This window comes from Vibrio natriegens NBRC 15636 = ATCC 14048 = DSM 759 (genome assembly GCF_035621455.1).
Lineage (GTDB): Bacteria > Pseudomonadota > Gammaproteobacteria > Enterobacterales > Vibrionaceae > Vibrio > Vibrio natriegens.
In genome coordinates this window covers 942,529-962,508 of the sequence record NZ_CP141823.1, presented here as the reverse complement: position 1 = coordinate 962,508, position 19,980 = coordinate 942,529, and the positions used below count along the sequence as shown (strand labels likewise).

General features: G+C 46.7%; 16 protein-coding genes. 5 read left to right on the top strand and 11 right to left on the bottom strand.

The genetic code is table 11. The features are described 5' to 3' along the window. Positions 1-129: 129 nt before the first annotated feature. From VER99_RS18835 to VER99_RS18820, 4 genes are all read right to left on the bottom strand, one after another. Positions 130-1,104 carry a porin gene (locus VER99_RS18835; RefSeq protein ID WP_020334996.1) on the bottom strand — a complete coding sequence of 325 codons (975 nt, stop codon included), beginning with the start codon at positions 1,102-1,104 and terminating at the stop codon, positions 130-132. 756 nt (positions 1,105-1,860) lie between these two features. Then, positions 1,861-2,850 (bottom strand): L-arabinose ABC transporter permease AraH, encoded by a 990-nt coding sequence (araH, locus tag VER99_RS18830; protein ID WP_014235069.1) that lies wholly within the window; start codon positions 2,848-2,850, stop codon positions 1,861-1,863. A gap of 17 nt (positions 2,851-2,867) precedes the next feature. Then, positions 2,868-4,385, bottom strand: coding sequence for an L-arabinose ABC transporter ATP-binding protein AraG (araG, locus tag VER99_RS18825; protein WP_014235070.1), 1,518 nt, complete (start codon positions 4,383-4,385; stop codon positions 2,868-2,870). A gap of 59 nt (positions 4,386-4,444) precedes the next feature. Beyond that, on the bottom strand, positions 4,445-5,443 hold the full coding sequence (locus tag VER99_RS18820; protein WP_020334998.1) for an arabinose ABC transporter substrate-binding protein: 999 nt from the start codon (positions 5,441-5,443) through the stop codon (positions 4,445-4,447). Between the two features lie 381 nt (positions 5,444-5,824). Here VER99_RS18820 and VER99_RS18815 point away from each other — a divergent pair, with 381 nt between their 5' ends. The 4 genes from VER99_RS18815 to araC all read left to right on the top strand — a co-directional run bounded on the left by VER99_RS18815 (position 5,825) and on the right by araC (position 11,094). After that, the gene (locus VER99_RS18815) at positions 5,825-7,528 is read left to right on the top strand and encodes a ribulokinase (protein WP_020334999.1); all 1,704 of its coding nucleotides are present in this window, start codon (positions 5,825-5,827) and stop codon (positions 7,526-7,528) included. Beyond that, positions 7,521-8,255, top strand: a complete 735-nt coding sequence (locus tag VER99_RS18810; protein WP_020335000.1) for an L-ribulose-5-phosphate 4-epimerase — start codon at positions 7,521-7,523, stop codon at positions 8,253-8,255. Before VER99_RS18815 ends, VER99_RS18810 begins: the two co-directional genes overlap by 8 nt. 63 nt (positions 8,256-8,318) lie before the next feature. After that, positions 8,319-9,821: an L-arabinose isomerase gene (gene araA, locus VER99_RS18805; RefSeq protein WP_020335001.1), complete on the top strand. Its 1,503-nt coding sequence runs from the start codon at positions 8,319-8,321 to the stop codon at positions 9,819-9,821. Positions 9,822-10,257: 436 nt separating this feature from the next. Next, positions 10,258-11,094: an arabinose operon transcriptional regulator AraC gene (araC, locus tag VER99_RS18800; RefSeq protein ID WP_020335002.1), complete on the top strand. Its 837-nt coding sequence runs from the start codon at positions 10,258-10,260 to the stop codon at positions 11,092-11,094. A 63-nt stretch (positions 11,095-11,157) separates the two neighbouring features. Here the strand turns inward: araC and galM are convergent, their stop codons facing one another. From galM to VER99_RS18785, 3 genes are read right to left on the bottom strand one after another with little or no spacing between them, the layout of a single operon-like run. Continuing rightward, on the bottom strand, positions 11,158-12,237 hold the full coding sequence (gene galM / locus VER99_RS18795) for a galactose-1-epimerase (RefSeq protein WP_020335003.1): 1,080 nt from the start codon (positions 12,235-12,237) through the stop codon (positions 11,158-11,160). Between the two features lie 56 nt (positions 12,238-12,293). Next, positions 12,294-13,232 carry a glycoside hydrolase family 43 protein gene (locus tag VER99_RS18790; protein ID WP_014235077.1) on the bottom strand — a complete coding sequence of 313 codons (939 nt, stop codon included), beginning with the start codon at positions 13,230-13,232 and terminating at the stop codon, positions 12,294-12,296. Between the two features lie 10 nt (positions 13,233-13,242). Further along, positions 13,243-14,637, bottom strand: coding sequence for an MFS transporter (locus tag VER99_RS18785; protein WP_020335004.1), 1,395 nt, complete (start codon positions 14,635-14,637; stop codon positions 13,243-13,245). A gap of 289 nt (positions 14,638-14,926) precedes the next feature. On the opposite strand from VER99_RS18785, the gene VER99_RS18780 reads away from it, so the two are divergent. Next, positions 14,927-15,172 (top strand): DUF3297 family protein, encoded by a 246-nt coding sequence (locus VER99_RS18780; protein ID WP_014235079.1) that lies wholly within the window; start codon positions 14,927-14,929, stop codon positions 15,170-15,172. A 160-nt stretch (positions 15,173-15,332) separates the two neighbouring features. Here the strand turns inward: VER99_RS18780 and VER99_RS18775 are convergent, their stop codons facing one another. From VER99_RS18775 to VER99_RS18760, 4 genes are all read right to left on the bottom strand, one after another. Next, positions 15,333-16,313, bottom strand: a complete 981-nt coding sequence (locus VER99_RS18775; protein ID WP_020335005.1) for an ABC transporter permease subunit — start codon at positions 16,311-16,313, stop codon at positions 15,333-15,335. Then, the gene (locus VER99_RS18770; RefSeq protein ID WP_014235081.1) at positions 16,313-17,164 is read right to left on the bottom strand and encodes a taurine ABC transporter ATP-binding protein; all 852 of its coding nucleotides are present in this window, start codon (positions 17,162-17,164) and stop codon (positions 16,313-16,315) included. Before VER99_RS18770 ends, VER99_RS18775 begins: the two co-directional genes overlap by 1 nt. A gap of 29 nt (positions 17,165-17,193) precedes the next feature. Beyond that, positions 17,194-18,225 carry a taurine ABC transporter substrate-binding protein gene (tauA, locus tag VER99_RS18765; protein WP_020335006.1) on the bottom strand — a complete coding sequence of 344 codons (1,032 nt, stop codon included), beginning with the start codon at positions 18,223-18,225 and terminating at the stop codon, positions 17,194-17,196. 215 nt (positions 18,226-18,440) lie between these two features. Next, on the bottom strand, positions 18,441-19,856 hold the full coding sequence (locus VER99_RS18760) for an aminotransferase family protein (RefSeq protein ID WP_020335007.1): 1,416 nt from the start codon (positions 19,854-19,856) through the stop codon (positions 18,441-18,443). Positions 19,857-19,980 lie beyond the last annotated feature (124 nt).

Genomic DNA, 19,980 nt, shown 5'->3' with positions numbered 1-19,980 from the left:
TTAAAAACACAGACGACAACAAAAAACTAACGCAACATCCTCTCTTCAAAAACAAAAAACCCGCATTCAAACCGGAATGCGGGTGGCTTTAAGTAAGGTAAAGCAGTGGATTATTAATAGAACTGGAAATTAGAACGAGTATTTCGCTACAAACTTAAGGCCGTAACCGTCTTTCTTCTCTTCGCCTTCCTGTTCTACAGAACCAGTTTGAACGACAAAGTCTGTTTTGAATGAATCTGTTACATCGTAGCCAAGACCTAGGTATGCAGTTTGCGCTTCTACAGCCGTACCTTGTAGGTCACCGTCTGCGTATTGAAGTGAACCGTAAACTTTGAAACAGTCAAATGTGTACGCTGCTGCTACAGAGTAAGTTTCACCGTCGTTTGGAGATTCAAGAGTAAGCTCAACACTGTCGCTTGCTTTCAAGCTCGCTGCGTTTTCGAAAGAAATGAATGCCGCGCCAAATTTGAAATCACCCAGCGTTACGTCACCTGCTAAACCGACAGAGTTAGCTTTGTCACCGTCAGAACCATAAGCTACCGCTGCAGAAAAATCGTCTACTTTGTAGTTTAGAGATGTAGCAAAGTTTGCTTCGTTGTCTGAGTCACTGTCCGTTTCGTAGTTTGCTGAAAACTCAAGATCGTTGATTGTTTTCTTGTAACGGATACCTTGGCCATCTACACCACCTTGACCGATGATGTATAGGTTAGAACCTTCTCCTTGTTTCGCTTTTTCAACTGCACCGAATGAGTTACCTGTATCACCGAAAGAGAAGTTACCGTAAGTAGTGTGGTCAAATTCTAATTTAATATCAGCGAATTCTGCATTACGGTTTTCTTTTGTCACACTGTCGCCAGCATTAATTGCGAAAGAACCGATTAGTTTCGCATCTTCATTCAATTGATGCGTACCTTTAACTTTTAGGTGTGCATCGGTAAATACGTGTGGTTCTTTCTTTTTATCATCAGCATTAACGTAGATTGCGATACCTTTTGCCCAACCTGACATTTCAACTGTATTTTCGTCTGATTTGTAAATTTCGCCAGCTGCTGCTGCACCAGTAAATAGAACAGAAATTGCAATAGCTAAAGGTTTGATGTTCATATCGTACTCCATGTGTTGCATAATTTCATCGCAACTAATTGTATTAAAAGTATTTATAGGCTAAGAGATTACATTCTTATGCTGAATGTGCTTCTGGGATAATATTATCGAAATAAATTAAATTTAAAATTGAAATATTATTTTAATTTTAATAAACAAGATCAAGATCATAATTAAACCCATATTTGCAAAGTCACGATATGCAGTTTCATGCATTTAAATTACTAGTTTACGGCGTATTTTATTGATTAAGATCAAACACAAGATCAATCATTATTGAGGTGGCGGGGTTTGATATATAAATATGTTTTAAAAACAAACAATACAGTGATGATAAAATTGTGAAATAATAAAAATAAAAATTAGATATGAATCGCAATTCTATTTATAGATATATTCTTTATTATTTTAAAAATGCTAAGGGCGGGATTGGATATATAAATATATCTCTGAACATTGAAGATAATTGATTTCGCATCTTTGAGGATTATGATTTTCACATGAATGAGACGCTGGCTAAACAGCAGACAAGAGCCCTATATCCAGCATGATGCTCGAGTGCTTGCGCGTATAAATGCTGTGTTCCAGGTTTCTGAGGGGTGGGATGTTATGATGAGTTCGTAAGCTTTGCAGATTCAACCAACCCGCAATACTCAGTAGGTCAAAGGGTTTTAAGATAGACAAAATAAAAAAGTCCCCTCATTTCTGAAGGGACTCTTTCTAGTGATTTGTAGCGTTCTTAGGTCAGCAATTCATTTATGCTTTTGCTGTCTGTTTGTAGCGGTCAAAGATAACCGCTGCTAGTAGAATTAAACCACGAACAACGTATTGAGAAAACGGAGACATGTTCAGTAGGTTCATCGCGTTTTCTACAGTACCCAGAATAAGTACACCAGCGATAACGTAAGAGACTTTACCGATACCACCTTTAAGCGAAACACCACCCAGAACACAAGCAGAGATAACCACCAGTTCAAAACCAACCGAAGTCATTGGCTGACCAGAAGTCATACGTGCAGCCAGAATAACACCCGCTAGTGCAGCCATGAAACCAGAGATGGTGTAGATCATCATCTTGGTCTTAACCACGTTTACACCTGCCAGACGTGCAGCTTCTTCGTTGCCACCAATCGCCAGTGTATTACGGCCATAAACGGTACGGTTCAGTAAGAATGTGAAGACAGCGAATGTAATCAGTGTTAGCCAAATTGGTGTCGGAATACCGATGAAAGAAGAATTACCTAACGCGAAGAAGCTCTCTTCTGTGATACCTACCGCTTTACCGTCAGATATGATGTAGCCTAGACCACGAGCGATCTGCATGGTTGCGAGCGTCGTGATCAGTGCGTTGATTTGCAGTTTGGCGATAACAAAGCCGTTTAACAGGCCAAATGCCACACCAGAAAGTAGGCCAGCACCCACACCCAGAACGACGCTGCTGGTCGCGTTGATAGCCACAGCGGTGACAACACCTGAACATGCGATTACTGAAGCAACAGAAAGGTCAAGGTCACCACAAGCAAGACAGAACAGCATGGCACATGCCACCATACCACTCATTGAGATTGCCAGGCCTAAGCCTTTCATGTTGATGAAGGTTGCAAAGTAGGGAACGAAAAGGCAGCAGAGTATAAACAGACCTGCAAACACCATTAGCATTCCGAATTTATCCCAGATTTTACCGAAGCTAAAGCTGCCAGTTTTTGGAGCTGACTCTATCGCTTTTGTAGGGTTAGAAGTAGACATAATGATATTCCTTAATTTTAAGCGGCTGCCGACTCTTCTTTATCTAGCATGGCTAGACGAAGCGCGGTTTGTTCATTAAATTCGTCGCGTTGTAGTTCACCGGTTACCGCGCCGTCTTTCATAACAAGTACACGGTCAGAGATACCCAACACTTCTGGTAAATCGCTGGAAACAACGAGTACCGTTACTCCGTTTTCTGCCAGCTTAAAAATGAGTTCGTAAATTTCCGATTTTGCGCCCACATCGATACCACGAGTAGGTTCATCCAGTAAGATGACGCTCATTGCCGTTGACAACCAACGACCAAGAATCACTTTCTGCTGGTTACCGCCTGAAAGCTTGCCAATTGGCTGCTCCAGAGAAGAAGCTTTGACATTCAGCGCTTCTTTTTGCTTCGAGGCATTCTTCTTTTCCCAGTCGAAATCAATCAAGCTCTTGAATTTTAAATGCCAAGGGCGAGCACTGATGTTGGTGTTCTCTTGTACCGACATGATAGGAACGATGCCGTCTGCTTTGCGGTCTTCCGAACAAAGCGTAATGCCGTAACGAATCGCATCTTGCGGGTTTTTGACGCCAATTTTGACATCGTGTAAGTAAAGATCGCCGCCTGTCTTTTTGTCTGCACCGAAAATAAGGCGAGTAAGCTCAGTACGACCTGCGCCAACCAATCCAAACAAACCAAGAACTTCACCTTGTTTGACATCCAGTGACACCGGTGCGGTTAACCCTGGGCCTTCGAAGTTTTCAATGCGTAAACCACTCTTACCATGTTCACGCGGGCGGTAGTTGAAGATGTCACTAATTTCACGGCCAACCATCAGTTCAACTAGACGATCGTTAGTCAGCTGAGAAAGGTCAGTAAATGACTGCACGTGCTGGCCATCTTTGAAGATAGTTAATGCATCACACAGGTCGAAGATCTCTTCCATACGGTGCGATACGTACATAATGATTTTGCCCGCATCACGCAGTTCTCGGATAACCTTGAATAAGTTTTGAATTTCGCGCTGTGACAAACTACTGGTTGGCTCATCAAATGCGATAATTTGTGCGTTTCGGCTCAGTGCTTTGGCGATTTCAACCATCTGCCATTGGCCAATAGACAACTCTTTTAGCTGGCATGATGGGTCGAATGTTTCACCTAAACGCTCCAACTGAACTCGTGCGTTCTTGTTGAGGGTTTCTGTATCCACTCGGCCACCCTTGGTCGGTAGTTGACCAAGATAAATATTTTCCGCAACCGTCAACTCAGGGACCAAGTTGAGCTCTTGATAAATAATGGCAATACCGTGCTCAAGCGCATCATTGGTTGAATTCAGCGCCACTTCTTTACCATCAATAGCGATGTGACCTTCCGTAGGCTTATGAAAACCACTTAAGGTTTTGAGTAACGTTGATTTACCAGCACCATTTTCACCCATCAAAGCATGAACACTGCCCGCATCGGCGCGGAAGCTCACGTTGTTCAATGCCTTAACACCTGGGAAGTGCTTCGAGATGTTTCGAAACTCTATGTAAGAGGGGGACTTCGCCATGACATTCTCTCCGTTAAATCAGTTGGTGACGACCAAGCCAGCCGTCACCGAAAGTGAGCTTACAGCCCTTTTTTCGCCAGTTCGTCTTTGAAGTTGTCACGAGTGATAAGAACAACGTCCGTAACTTCAACAAACTTCTCAGGTTGAACGTCTTCTTTTACCCACTTGTATAGAGACTCGATACTCTTGTAGCCGTGTACGTCCGGGCTAGGTAGTAGTGAACCGTAGAAACCGGTTGGTTGAGATTTCGCAAGTTCGTTAACCGCATCCACACCGTTGATACCAATGCCGATTACGTTGTCTGAACCAAAGCCCTGACCTTCCGTTGCACGTACGCCGCCTAATACTGTGTTGTCGTTCATACCAACAATGAGCCATTGCTTAACAGTTGGGTATTGAACAAGTAGAGAGTTAGCAGCGTCCAGTGCTCCTGGAATATCATTGGTTTTGGTTGGTACGCGGTAAATTTGATTAGCTGGGAATCCAGATTGCTCCAGAGCCGAGATAGCACCGTCTACGCGGCGACGTGCCGTATCAAGTTCGTCCGCAGTGATTGCCATAACGCCAGTTGTCGAAGCATCCCAGCTACGCTTCTGCATTTCTTTGTACAGCTCTGTACCTTGACGTTCACCGATAGCAGTCGCTGCCATCATAACCAATGGTACGTCTGTCATTGGCTCGCCTTTCGCGTTTAGGAACTGGTCATCAACAGTGATCACTTTTAGATCATAGCTTTTCGCTTTCGCCATGATTGCAGGACCTAATTTAGGGTCAGGAGTACAGATAACGAAGCCTTTCGCGCCTTGCGCCGCTAGAGTGTCGATAGCATTCAGGGTTTTTTCGCCATCTGGCACCGCCATTTTTACTACTTCAAAGCCTAAATCTTTACCGGCTTTTTCAGCAAATGACCATTCCGTTTGGAACCATGGCTCTTCAGGTTGCTTAACTAGGTAGCCTAGTCGGGTGTCATCATTTGAACCGAAAAATGCGTTGGCCGAAGCACTAAGCATAGTTACGCCAGATAGGGCAGCGATTGTGAGTAGTTTTTTTAGTTTCATTGTTATCCATCCACTGGTAGAGGTGAGTGTTCGCTATACATATTTGTGGATTTAGGGACATTTGTTAGTGACAAAAATCACAGCGGAAAAATGTAGCGAATTTGTCCATTCATTTAGCCAGTGTGGCTATGACACAGATCTCAATTATGCGACCAATGATCCAAATTCTCAGTAAGCAACCCAATACCAGCCTAATGCAAACGTTGAATTCGCTGGTTTCTTGCTTTTCCGACCTGACAGAAGAAGGTGTTAAAAAGAACACAAAAAATCGTCCATGACGTTTTTGTCCATAAAGTTAGCAGACCTCTTTATGGGATAACATCCCTCCTCTAGCTATAACAACAAGTAGATTTAGTTTGCTGACCAAAAGCTGGAGCAGTCATGGACACATTAAACACACAACAACAGCATGTCATTGGTTTGGACTTCGGTTCAGACTCCGTACGTGCCCTTATCGTAAATGCACAAACTGGCAGTGAAGTATCTTCGTCTGTCGTCTATTACCCGCGATGGATGAAAGGGCTATATTGTCAGCCTGCTCAATCTCAATTCAGACATCACCCTCAAGACTATCTGGATGCAATGACCAGTGCGATCCAAGAAGTATTGACCACGGTTTCACCTGAACTCGCCTCTTCCATCGTTGGTATCGGTGTCGATACCACAGGATCAACACCAGCCCCAATTGATGAAAACGGCAACATCCTGGCATTGCTACCAGAGTTCGAGAACAACCCAAATGCAATGTTTGTCCTTTGGAAAGATCACACGTCGGTAACCAAGGCGGATCTGATCAACGAGCTTGCCCACTCAGGTGATTTCACCGATTACACCCGTTACATCGGTGGTATTTATTCATCGGAATGGTTCTGGGCTAAAGCCGCTTGGGTCAGCGAACAAGACGAACAAGTTGCTAAAAGCGCCTACAGCTGGGTAGAACTTTGTGACTGGATTCCAGCGATTCTCGCCGACACTCAACATCCGCAAAAACTGCGTCGCGGTATCTGTGCTGCCGGACATAAAGCCATGTGGCACGACAGCTGGGGCGGCCTGCCTGACCAAGCGTTTTTGAGCGCGATTTCTCCAACACTGGATGGCATACGCGATCGTATGTTCACAGAAGTATTCACTTCGGACCAAGCCGCTGGTTACTTGTCAAAAGCATGGGCAGAAAAACTGGGCTTGCGAGAAGGCATTGCGATTGCAATTGGCGAATTTGACTGTCACATGGGCGCGGTGGGTGCCGGTGCCGGTGCCAATGATTTAGTTAAAGTGATTGGTACTTCAACCTGTGACATTTTGATGGTTGAAGCCGATCAGGTTGGCGATCGCACCATTCACGGCATTTGTGGCCAGGTTGAAGGCAGTGCGATGCCAGAGTTACTGGCGCTAGAAGCAGGACAATCTGCATTTGGTGATATGTACGCTTGGTTTAAGAACGTTCTGATGTGGCCATTGCAGGCTTACGCTGAGCGCAATCCAGACTTTGCAAAAACCGCTGACGAAATTGCGTCTGATTTATTGCCAATGCTTTCGCAAGCCGCCGAGCAGCAGGGTATCGACAAATACACTCCTGTCGCGATGGACTGGCTCAATGGCCGACGCACACCATACGCCAACCAACGACTAAAAGGTGCTATCAGTGATTTGAACCTTGGCAGTGCTTCACCAGCCATCTTCTCTGCATTGGTTGAATCAACGGCTCACGGTGCCAAAGCGATTGTGGATTGCTTCATCGAGCAAGACGTCAAGGTTGAACGCGTGATTGCCATCGGTGGTATTGCGCAGAAATCCCCGTTCGTGATGCAGATGTGTGCGGATGTGATTGGTCGAGAAATCATCGTGGTTGAGTCGGATCAATGCTGTGCTTTAGGGGCAGCGATATTTGCGGCAGTCGCGGCTGGCGTTTACCCAGACACCAAAGCAGCGCAAGACGTCATGGCAAGCCCTGTTCGTCAAACATACTCACCAAACCCGCAAGTGCAAGCACTGCGAGCAGAGCGCTACGCAACTTACCGTCAACTCGGTCAACACATGGAACAAATGGCAGAGTTCCATCAATCTCAGGAGCGTGAAGATGTCTGAACAAACAACATGGAATGACGTCGACTCATTCGCTGAACGCATGAAAACACTTCGCCATCAGGTGTGGCAGGCGAACATGGATCTTCAGCGACATAACCTCGTGACCTTCACCTGGGGCAATGTTTCAGGCATCGATCGCGAATCCGGTTTAGTGGTGATTAAGCCAAGTGGCGTCGAATACAGCGAACTCAGTGCGGAAAACATGGTGGTTGTGGATCTGCAAGGCGAAATCATTGAAGGCAATCTTAAACCTTCTTCTGATACCGCGACGCACCTAGAGCTATACCGCCAGTTCCCGTCAATCGGCGGCATCGTGCATACCCACTCGTCTTATGCGACGTCATGGGCGCAAGCGGGCGCAGCGATTCCAGCCTTTGGCACCACGCACGCGGACTACTTCTACGGTCATATTCCTTGTGCCCGCGCTTTGACTCAACAAGAGATTGAAAGCGACTACGAGTTGAATACCGGCAAAGTCATCGTTGAAACGATTGGCGCAACTGATCCAATGGCGATTCCCGGAATTTTGGTTCGCGAGCACGCGCCATTTACCTGGGGAACCGACCCACATAACGCCGTACATAACGCCGTGGTGGTGGAAGAAGTGGCAAAAATGGCGTTCCGCACACTCTCTATCAACCCGAGTACGTTACCGATTCCACAGACCTTGCTGGATAAGCACTACTTACGCAAGCACGGTAAAGACGCGTACTACGGACAAAAATAACTAACAATTGTCACCTGGCAAGTAGCGAGGCGACCAATGCGACACAGAATAACAGAGGCACTTATGAAAGATTTAACAAACAAATCTGTATGGTTTATCACCGGTTCACAGCACCTATACGGTCCTAAAGTATTGGAGCAAGTGGCAAAGAACAGCGAAGAGATCGTGGCTGGTTTCAACCAGAGCGACGATGTGTGCGTGCCTGTTGTATGTAAAGAAACAGTGAAGTCGCCAGAAGAAATTCTCAACGTATGCCAGCAAGCAAACAACGATGAAAACTGTCTGGGTGTAGTGCTATGGATGCACACTTTCTCCCCAGCAAAAATGTGGATTTCAGGTCTTAAGCAACTGAATAAACCGTTTGTTCATCTCCACACCCAGTTCAGCGAAGCGCTGCCTTGGGAAAGCATCGACATGAACTACATGAACCTGAACCAAAGTGCGCACGGTGACCGCGAATTTGGCTTCATTGGTACGCGTCTTGGCTTGGACCGCCGCGTTATCGTTGGTCACTGGCAGAAGCCTTCTGTACGTAAGCAGCTCGACCACTGGTGTCGCGCGGCAATTGGTTGGCACGAGAGCCACACTCTGCGTGTCGCTCGTTTTGGCGATAACATGCGCCAGGTAGCGGTAACTGAAGGTAACAAGGTTAGCGCACAAATCGAATTTGGCTTTGAAGTACACGCCTACGGTTTGGGTGAACTGACTGAAGTCGTGAACAAAGTCGAAGACAGCGCAATCAATGCCCTGCTGGAAGAGTACCGCTCAACGTACCGAATCGCTCCGGAAATTTTTGAAACGCCAGAACAGTTGGAAATTCTTAAGAATGAAGCTCGCCTTGAACTAGGCATGGAAACCTTCCTGCAAGAGCGCGGCTGTATGGCGTTTGTGAACACGTTTGAAAACCTGACTGGTTTGACTAACCTACCTGGTTTGGCAACACAGCGCCTAATGGAAAAAGGCTATGGTTACGGCGGCGAAGGCGACTGGAAAACGGCCGCGCTGACACGCATCATCAAAACCATGGGTCAAGGTCTACCTGGCGGCACGTCGTTCATGGAAGACTACACCTACAACCTAACAGGTGAAGGACAGGTACTAGGCGCTCACATGTTGGAAGTGTGCCCGACTATCGCCGCTGACAAGCCATCAATTGAGATTCATCGCCATACTATCGGTAAAACTGACGATGTCGCACGTGCGATCTTCAGCGCGAAATCTGGCCCTGCATTAGTGGCAACCCTGATTGATTTGGGTAACCGCTTCCGCTTGTTGGTGAATGAAATTGATACCGTAACACCACCATCAGATCTACCGAACTTGCCAGTGGCACACGCGCTTTGGGAACCTCAGCCTAACCTGGAAGTATCTGCGGCTTCATGGATTCATGCGGGTGGCGCGCACCACAGCGTATACACGCAAAACGTCACTTTAGATATGCTAGAAGACTTCGCTGAGTTTGCTGGTATCGAGCTGGTTGTGATTGACAAGAACACCACCATCCGTGACTTCAAAACAGAGCTGAAACACAACAGTCTGTTCTACCGTTTTAGCAGCGGTATCTAAAAACACGCATGCACCTATTCGGCTGAGGGGGTCAGTCGAGTAGGTGTTTCGCTATATTTTGAACTTCCAACTTCCCGCACATCATGCCACCCTCCCTATTAGCTTGAACAATTCCCTACCTCTCGTTTTCGTTACCTATTTTTTTACTGCGCAAAGTAATCGAGTAGAATTTGTGGGTTATGCGTATGCCAAACGAACAAGGATAGCAGTGCGGTCTGTGACAACTATACTGATAAATCCATGCTTAGCATGACAGGTTGTGGCGTAGCGATGTGATATGCGAACTGGGTGCCTGCCATCGCAACAACATAATGGCTGCAACCGATAATTATGGTGAAGCGTTAAAACAACGACTTAAACAACGCCTCCCACTCTGGTTTACTTTTTTGCCGCGCGATTTTGCGGCAAGTTTTAATGCTGTTATACGGAAAATAGAATGCAAAACGATCCCTTGAAACCTGGATATGACTTCAATGCTCATTTAGTTGCGGGTTTAACGCCAATCTCAAAAGGCAACGATCTAGACTTTGTTATTGACCGTCCTCATGGGATGAAGGGCTTTATCATCAATTTGACGGTAAAAGGTCAGGGCACCGTATTTCACGGTGACGAATCCTTTACGGTTAATGAAGGCGATTTACTACTCTTTCCAACGGGTGTACCGCACTACTACCACCGCTCAGAAGAGGCAGAAGACTGGCATCATCGCTGGATCTATTTTCGCCCTCGCGCCTACTGGATAAACCGTCTCAAGTGGGAAAGCTGCATCAACGGTGTGTTTATCACTAAAGGTGTGCACATTGACGCTAAGGAAAAGCTCGAGCAGCTGTTTAAGCAGATTGAAGACCTGAGTAAGAAGGACGAGCCCTACAGCGATGAGTTGACGCTCAATTTGCTAGAGCAGCTATTGATACGCTGTAAAATGAACCAGCCGAACCTGATCAAGAAACTCGTTGATCCAAGAATCACCAACGTGTTGAATTACATGGCCAAACACCTCAATGAAGATTTCAGCAACGAAAAATTAGCCGATCTTGTGTGTTTGTCGCCCTCCAGATTGGGGCATTTATTCCGCGACGAAGTTGGGATGACTATCATCCAGTGGCGTGATGACCAACGAATTAGCCGAGCGAAACAGTTACTGGTGACATCGAACTATTCCATCAACCAAATTTCTCGCTTGATTGGCTATTCGGACCCACTCTATTTTTCGCGCGTGTTTAAGAACAAAGCCGGGCTAAGCCCGAAACTCTATCGTGAGAAAGTGATGTAAGTAACCTTAAGACGCTGAGTATACATGTCGGGCAGGAATCTCTCCTGCCCGAATTATTTATGATTATTGAAAGTTGAACTGGTAACTGGTTTGATGCTGATAGAACGACTTTTGAGTAATAAAGCGTTTGTTCGCCTCTGGCCATTCTGGATGGTTTGGGCAATCCGGTAAGAATTGGGTCTCAAGCGCCAGGCCTTGATAATCGCGATACTCACCATTGCGAGAAGGCGTACCTGCCAAGAAGTTACCGCTGTAAAACTGAATCGCAGGTTTATCGGTAAACACTGACATCTCCACCAGCTTGTCTGAGCTAGTCAGGCGAGCGATAGTGCTAACGCCATCCGTTAACTCTTCGGGTAAGGTAAAAGCGTGGTCATAGCCTTTGGCTAGCTTCTGGTCTTCATCCTCTAACAAGCGCGCTCTGATTACCTGAGAGCTACCAAAGTCAAAACTGCTCCCTTGTACTGCTTTCAGCTCACCAGTCGGGATGAGCTGGTCATCTGTAGGTAGATACTCGTTCGCCAGTAGTTGCAGATCATGATCAAGAATGGTTTTGCCAGATTCCGCGCCGTCTAAATTAAAGTAGGCGTGGTTGGTCAGGTTTATTGGACAGTCTTGGTCACAAATCGCCGAGTATTCGATGCATAGCTGATTGTTTTCCGTCAGCGTATAAGCCACTTCAGCAGTAAGGTTCCCCGGGAAGCCTTGGTCACCATCGGGAGACATCAAACAGTAAGTAATGTGTGAATCGCTTTTATCTTTCACTAGCCAGCGGCGTTTATCAAAACCTTCAATACCGCCATGTAGGCTATTGCCATTATTGTTGCGAGTAATGGAATAGGTTTGTCCGTTTAAGTTGAACTGCCCCTTAGCAATGCGGTTGGCGAACCGGCCAATGGTCGCACCTAAAAAAGCAGAATGAGACTGATAATCGTGCAGCGAGGTCATGCCGAGCAGAACTTCTCTTGGCCCAGAGGAAGTCGGAAGCTGACAACTTAGCCATGTGGCACCAATGTCCATAAAGGTGGCTGTCATGCCGTGATGATTACGTAATATATGAACCGTCGCAGGCTTACCATCGGTGAAAAGATCGTGCTCAATCGCAGCCTTGATCGAGTCGGGTGGGATAATGCTGTTGGGCATAGAGGCTCCTTTCAAAAACACAGTACCTGCAAATCGCAGGTACTGATATAACAGGATTAAATCGCTTCGCCGAAGAGTGGGAAACCATCTTTCCAAATGAGGCGTTTGATACGCGTATGGCGGTTAGGGTCCCAAAGTGGGTCGCCTTCAATTTCGGTGTAATCACGCGCATGATAAACCAATAGGTCGTGGCCTTCTTCATCAACGGTAAAGCTGTTGTGACCTGGCCCGTAAATCTTTTTCTCCCAGTTGGTTTTAAACACTGGTTGTTTGGCTTTCACCCAGCTTTTCGGGTCTAGCAGGTCACTATTTTCATCTGCATAGAGCAATCCCATGCAATAGTTTTCGTCGGTCGCACTGGCGGAGTAAGTCATCCAGAATTTACCATGGCGGTGAATTACCGATGGCCCTTCGTTAACCCAAAAGCCGATTTGCTCCCACTCAAACTCTGGAATTGTCAGGCACTGTGGCGCGGTACGCAGCTTGGTTGGCGTTTCCAACTCAGCAATGTACAAGTTTGAGTTACCGCCGATGTTGTTGTCCTTTTGCGCCCACACGTAGTAGTTAACGCCGTTGTGGCTGAACGAGGTCGCGTCTAAGCAGAAGGTATCCATACCAGTGTCGATTTGCCCTTCGAACGTCCATTCCGGTGTGATCGGATTCGGGTTCGAATTCGATATCGCGTACATACGGTGCTGGAACAAGCCATCGATGATTTCTCTAGACGGTGCGGCAGCAAAGTAGACATACCAAGCGTTATCGATAAAGTGCAGCTCTGGCGCCCAGATTAAATCACTGTATGGGCCTGTATCAGGCTTGTACCATGCGTTGATCAGTTCGCTGGTCGTGTCGAGCTCCGCGATGGTCTTTGCTCGACGAATCTCAATGCGATCGTATTCCGGTACCGAAGCGGTGAAATAATAGTAGCCATCCGTGTGTTTGTAGATGTGCGGATCGGCACGCTGCTCGATAATAGGGTTTACGAAATCAGTCATACTGCTTACCTTAATTTGCGTAATTTGATTGTGGTTTTGAAGATTGAACGTCACTTAGGTTTTTCTCTTCTTCCAGGATGTTCGTTGCCGTCATCGACTGGTAGTACTTATCGGTCACTTTGTATTTGAACATCAGCGAACCCATTAAGAAGTGGAAGAAACCAGGGATCACCGTCAGCATCAGTGCAATACCAGTCAGTGCGTAATCCGATTGCGCTTCATTTGGTACGTAGTTAAAGAATGTCAGCAGCCAACCAACCACTGCGCCGCCGATACCCATACCTAGTTTTTGGCTAAATGAGATACCGCCAAACGCAAGGCCAGACACACGTTGACCGGTTTTGTAAGCGCCGTAGTCGACCGCTTCCGCAATGGCTGACCAGAACACCGGTGCGTGTAAATCCACCACGAAAGAAACCAAGAAGTACAACACGAATGCCAGTGCTAAGTCATCACGACCAACGAAAACGTACAGCATCGCGCTCAGTAACAGTACCGCGACCTGGCTGTAACGGAACAGTTTAATTTTACAGTACTTTTTAGTAATCCAAGTTGATGCCACCATCGCCAGAATCGCCGCGCCGACACCCGTTGCAAGGAAGGCTGAAATTGTGCCTGCATCACCACCGAGGTAGTACTTAGCGTAATACGCTGCAACCGAACCACGAATCACGTAGCCGATAGTGCCCGTGACACATACCGCGCAAAGCACCAGCCATTGGTCGTTTTGCATCAACAACTTAACTTGGTCTTTAAATGACTTTTTGTCGACCACGTGTTCAATACGTTCTTTGGTGGTCGCGAAACAGAACAAGAACAGCAGTGTGCCCATCAGTCCCATAAGCCCCATCGAGTATTGGTAACCCAATTGAATGTTGTCTTGACCCCAAGCTGCTGATAGCTGCGGTACGATAATGGTGACCAGAAACGCCGCGATTTTAGCGAAGAATAAGCGATAACCGTTCGCAGACAATCGCTCTTTCGGGTCATCGGTCATCACACTGATGAGGGAAATGTACGGAATGGTCACCGCGGTAAACATGACAGTGACAAAGATGTACGTCGCGTAAGCGTAAACTAGCTTGGTGTTGTAATCGCCATCTGGCGTGCTGAAAGCTAGGTAAACCGAGATTCCGAAAGGAATGGCTAGAAAGAGCAGATACTGGCGGTAGCGTCCCCAACGAGAGGTAAACTTATCAGTAATCATACCCATCACCGGGTCGGTCACTGCGTCGATTAATCGAACTACGATAAATAGCATCGCTAAGTCTTCGGGTTTAATACCAAAAATATCCGTATAGAAGAAGGTAATGATTAACATCATTGATGAAATCACCACGTTGACCGCCATGTCACCGGCTCCGAAACCGATTTTCTCAAGGACAGGTAATTTATATTTATACATAGGGACGAATCCATTGTTTTCACGATGACAGGGATACTACTTAGGAATCAGAGGTCTGGCTGTTAGGAATCTCATAGATACATGGTGATAGCGGTTTTGTGCATGCCTTCAGCCAATCTGTTTATGTGACAGGATGCGAATCAAGACGTCAGGACGAATAAATTACGATAACTACGGCAGTACAAACTTATAAAAGACAATCAGTCACAGGTTGGAGTAAGGTTATCTTGAACACGACGCGGACACTGACTACAATGGCGCACTTTCTTTACGGAATCCAGGTCATAAAATGAACGACACTACTAAACCAGCTCTACCAGATCGCCTTGCAGGTAACCCTCGTAGCCCATTCTTCGTGAAAGAGTGCTTCGACCACCAAATCGGTATTCGTTTCAACGGCAAAGAACGTACTGACGTTGAAGAATACTGCGTGAGCGAAGGCTGGGTAAAAATCGCGTCTCCAAAAGCAAAAGACCGTTTCGGTAACCCAATGCTGATCAAACTGAAAGGCGAAGTTGAAGCGTACTACGTGTAAGCCTTCCTTTCTGCTAATAAAGCCTGGTTTATCCAGGCTTTATTGTTTCTAGAACCACTTATCTGTGTTTCTATGTTATTTGGGAAATAGAAAAGTTTAGGACATAAAAAAGGCCAGCTTTGATAGCTGACCTCTTCGACAAAACTCATCCACTCGGCGCTTAATAACCCTTCCAAGGCACCAGCTTTTTCTCCAGATAACGCATAAACAAATCAAATGCGTAAGCAATCACACCGATAATAATAATGCCTGCGATCACAACGTCTGTGACAAGGAACTCTGCGGCATTGAGCACCATAAAGCCAATCCCCGCTTCTGCTGCCACCATTTCACTCGCCACCAGCGTGGTCCAGCCAAAGCCAATACCGATACGCAGACCCGTCAGAATTTCAGGCATCGCACTTTTGATGATGACGTGATAAAGCACCTGAGCTTTGGAAGCCCCCATGGAATACGCCGCCTGAATCTGTTCACTACGCGCTGAATTCACACCCGCTCGGGCACTCAATGCGATTGGCGCGAACATCGCCAAATAAATCAACGTCACTTTACTGGTTTCATCGATGCCAAGCCAGATGATCACCAAAGGCAGGTAAGCAAGTGGAGGTAAAGGGCGGTAAAACTCAATCAAGGGGTCGAAGATGCCGCGAATCCACACATTAGAGCCGATAAGAATACCAATTGGCACAGCGGTAACAACGGCGAGGATAAACGCCCCAAATACGCGCCCTAAACTTGCCGCCAGATGCTCCGTGAGTGACACGCCAGAAAAACCATTGACCACCAAGTCACCAAAACGCTCTATAACTGCACTCGGAGCGGGCAAAAATAGCGGTTTTACCCAGCCCATTTCGGTGACCAGTGCCCATAGTGCGATAAAGAAAATACTCGCAATAAACGACACTAATCGAGAGTCGCCCTGCCCCGGCTCGCCATAATAGTTGCCCGGCACTAAAGTCTTCTTCTTTATTGCTTTGATAAGCGCATAAAAAGGGGGCGTTTTGTGAATCACACTATCTTGCTTGCGTTCTTCAACCGTCACTTGTTTGGTTTTGTCCTGTACGCGATCTTGTTTCATTTCCGTTTCTGCGGATGTTTCTGTAACCGCACCTGTTCCTGTAACCATAGCTGCTTGAGTCATTACGCCACCTCCGGTACTTCATCTTGGTGAATGATAGAAAGGATCTTTTCTCGCATCTCGATAAAATCAGGCATCGACTTAACGGCTCGTGCATCCCGACATTCCAAAAAGCGTTTGTTGAAGTCCAGGTCAAAGCTATGGGTAATACGCCCCGGTCTTGGCGACATCACGATGAGGCGAGATGCCATAAACAGAGCTTCTTCGACACTATGAGTGATAAAGAACATCATTTTGTTGGTGGTCTGCCACGCATCGAGAAGCAGCTCTTGTAAGGTCTCGCGGGTAAGCGCATCAAGTGCACCTAACGGCTCATCCAGTAACAGAATGCTCGGGTCGTTCGTCAGAGCTCGGGCTATCCCAACACGCTGCTGCATACCGCCAGAAAGTTGATACACCTTGTGCTGATGAAAATCTTCCAAACCAACTAATTTCAGGTATTTGGCTGCGCGTTCCAGGCGTTCTTCTTTGCTCACGCCTCTAAGCTTTAAACCAAATGCTGTGTTTTCGATGACGTTAAGCCAAGGAAATAACGCATGTTTTTGAAACACCACGCCTCGGTCAGCGCTCGGGCCCACAATTTGGTCGCCAATATCACGCCCTAAGGCCACACGAGGTAAGCCTTCCACCGATGAGTTGCCCAAGGTTAAATACCCTTCTGTTGGAGTGATAAAGCCTGCCATTAAGTTCAATAGCGTCGTTTTGCCACAACCCGAAGCTCCGAGTGCAACGACCAGATCCCCTTGTTCTATCTCTAAATTAACCCCTGATAGAGCAAGGACGGGTTCTCCTCCCTGACGATCTTCATACACGACCGACACGTCTTCTATTTTCAGTGTTTTCTCTGTAGACATACGATACTTCCTTGTATTTGTAGATGTGATTACTGAGCTTTCGCTGCTTCGGCGTAACTTGGGTTAACAAATACGCTGTAATCCGGCATCAGTGCCGATATCTTCTTCTCTTTCAACAGAAAAGCAGACGTTGCTTCAAGCGCCTTGCTCGCGCCGCCCTCTTTACCACAACCCAGCCATTGACATGACAACTGAGTATCCACATCCAGAAATTCATATAGACTCATCGCGTCAACTGCGCCTTCTGGTTCACCACCAGCCAGTTTCGCGACTGAAACCGCCATTGGGTCTTTAGCGCTGAAGGTTTCTTTTCCAGCACGGTATTGCTGATCAACACTCGCAACTACAGTGATAAATTTCGAAACGAACTCACCGTTTTCAGCTGCAAACTGCTTGTTCGCAATCATTCCATCGAATGTCGGCTTGCCCCACGCGCTAAGTTGTTTTGAGCTAATAAGCACGCTGCCGTCTTGCTTGATCTTGCCCAAAGCAGGATCCCAGATAAATGCGCCGTCAATATCACCACGCTGCCAAGCCGCCATGATCGCATTCGGCTGCATGTTGATGAGCTTGACGTCTTTCTCGCTCAATCCAAATTGTTCTAGAGCAAATAGCATGTGAAAGTGGGTAGTAGAAACAAATGGAACCGCGATACGTTTACCTTTGAGATCGGCTGGCGAGTTAATACCACTGCCGTTTTTGACTACCAAGGCTTCTGCGTCTGCGATGTTTTCCATCACCCATACCAGTTCCATCTCAACGCCATTACTTGCCGCGCTCGCAATTGGGCTGGAGCCAGCAACGGTCATATCGACGGCACCAGCCGCCATAGCTGTAATTGCTTTTGCGCCAGAATCAAACTTACGCCACTTGATGTCGTAACCCGTTTCTTTTTCAACCAGCTTCTGATCAATGGCATACTTCATCGGGTTGAACATTCCCTGGTAGCCGATCGTCACTTCTTTCGCTGCCCAGGTATTCATTGAACAAAGCAAAGTCCCCAGTAGTACCGTTTTGCTCGCCAACTTGTTTTTCAGTGATTTATTCATCAGTGTCTTCATATCCACGTCCTTATGTGCTGTATGACATCTTCACATTACGAGTTGCTGTTGTGGTTAGGTAGTACCAGAGCATTTCTTTATTGGTCCAGTTACGCACCAATTCAGTGCGCCATCTTAGTGCATTTATTATCGGGTTTAATAACGAGAAAAAGCGCCTTGGCAATACACGAAGGATCACCAAGGCGCTGTTGATTTTTATTGGTTTTAAATAGACGTTAAACCACAGGTTCTGCGACTTTTTCGGCAATGGCCACGTCAATAACATTCACGATTTCATCGGCTTGCTCTAGGGTGAGAGTCAATGGTGGACTTAGACACAAAGTGTTGTTGAGTCGTTCAAATGATCGATTGGTACGCCCGATAAGCACACCTCGCTTCATACACTTAGCCACAATATCGGCAGCAACGGCTTCCTTGACAGGTTCTTTGCTTGTTTTGTCTTCTACCAATTCAATACCAAGAAATAACCCTTTGCCTCGCACATCACCGACCATTTCATATTTCGATTTCAAGCGCTGAAGCTGCGCCATCAAATAGTCACCAACGTGAGCGGCGTTATTGATCAGGTTTTCTTCTTCAATGATTTTTAAGTTCTCTAATGCGGCGGCAGGGCCAATAGTGCAGCCGCCGAAAGTACTGATGTCTCGGAAGTAGCTGTATTTATCCGAAGGATCGTCTTTGAACTGTTGGAAAACTTCCTCTGTTGTCACGGTACAAGAGATAGCAGCGTAAGCCGATGCAACCCCTTTCGCCATCGTCACGATGTCTGGCTTGATACCATAATGTTGGTAACCGAACCATTTGCCGGTGCGACCCACACCACACACCACTTCGTCAACGTGAATTAAAATATCGTACTTTTTACAGATACGTTGGATCTCTTCGTAGTAGCCTTTCGGCGGGGTGATCACGCCACCACCCGCAGTGATCGGCTCAACGACAATCGCACCTACGGTTTCTGGCCCTTCACGTAAAATCACCTCTTCTAATTGTTGTGCTGCTTTGATGCCGTAGTCATCGACACTGCCAAACTGAGAGCGATACTCACAGCAATGTGGAAATTCAACAAAGCCTGGGGTAAACGGGCCGTACTGTGCTCTGCGTTCTTCTTGCCCGGTGGAACTCAAGCAAGTGATGGTTGTGCCGTGATAGTCTCGCTCTCGGTAAAGGATCTTATGCTTTTTACCACCATACTTTTTGTGCGCAATCTGGCGTACGATTTTGTACGCTTTTTCATTCGCTTCAGAACCCGAGTTAGAAAAATAAACACGGCTCATACCCGGCATTTTTTCGATGAGTTTACTGGCAAACTCCGCCATCACTGGAGATCCAGCGGAACCTGCAAAGTAGTTCAATTGCAACGCTTGGTTTTTTATCACCTCGGCAATTCGCTCGCGTCCATAGCCGACATTGACACACCACACACCACCTGAGCTCGCGTCCAAATAGCGATTGCCTTTAATATCCCAAACATACTCGTCTTTACCATGGGACATGATAAGCGGTGACTGGCTTTCAAATGCGGCATGTTGTGTTAAGTGATGCCAAACATGCGCTTTATCCCACGCTTCGACCTGTTCAACATCGCGCTGGGCTGGCTGCTGTGCCAAATGTGTTTGTCCGTAATCCATAAACGCTCTCCTTCGGTTTTCTTTCACCTTAGACAAGCTCCCTGTCTGGCATATAGATCCAGTTGTAGCTTTTTATGGGGTCAACACACATTGCAGTAACTATTAAGTAAAAGGGAAGTTGGTA